The organism is Lysobacter daejeonensis GH1-9, assembly GCF_000768355.1.
Lineage (GTDB): Bacteria > Pseudomonadota > Gammaproteobacteria > Xanthomonadales > Xanthomonadaceae > Aerolutibacter > Aerolutibacter daejeonensis.
In genome coordinates this window covers 1-568 of sequence record NZ_AVPU01000082.1, presented here as the reverse complement: position 1 = coordinate 568, position 568 = coordinate 1, and the positions used below count along the sequence as shown (strand labels likewise).

Below are 568 nucleotides of genomic sequence, written 5' to 3'. Positions count from 1 at the left end.
GGTCTTGATCAGTTCAATGACGCGTCGGTTGACGGCCTTGGTCGTGCGGTTGGGCAGCTTCCCGATCCGCAGGTAGCCGGTGGCGCGCTCGGTAAGGGTGACGATGCAAGCCTTCTCCCATGAAGCGCCCATCACGGTGTCGATCTCCCAATGCCCAGGCACCGTCCTGGCTTCAGCTTCGGCTGGACGCTCGTCGATCATGCGCTTGCCCTGCAGGCGTCCCCGACGCTCCAGGCCGTAGTGGCGCTTGCGCCGCTTGTAGCGTCGCCGCAACTCGCGGTACAGCTGGCCACCAGCCTTCCAGTCACGCCGGACGTACCGGTAGATGGTCTGGAAGCTGATCCGGAACTCGCCCCGTCTGCTCAAGGTGTCGGCGATCTGCTCGGGACTCCATTGCTGCCGCAGCAAGGCCTCGACGCGGGCGTACTGCCAATCGTGGTGCTGACGGCCACGGCGGCTGCGCCGCAGGCGGCCGTTGCGTTGCTCCTGGGCCTTGCTCGGGCAATAGACCAGGTACTTCCGCACCTGCACGCTATTGCGCTCGTACTCGCGGTATATCGTGCTGCGG

General features: G+C 65.3%; 1 protein-coding gene. It reads right to left on the bottom strand.

What is annotated here, in order from left to right; translation table 11 throughout:
* Positions 1-568, bottom strand: a 568-nt coding sequence (locus N800_RS15065) for an IS30 family transposase (protein ID WP_036140569.1), incomplete at both ends; no start/stop codon positions are given.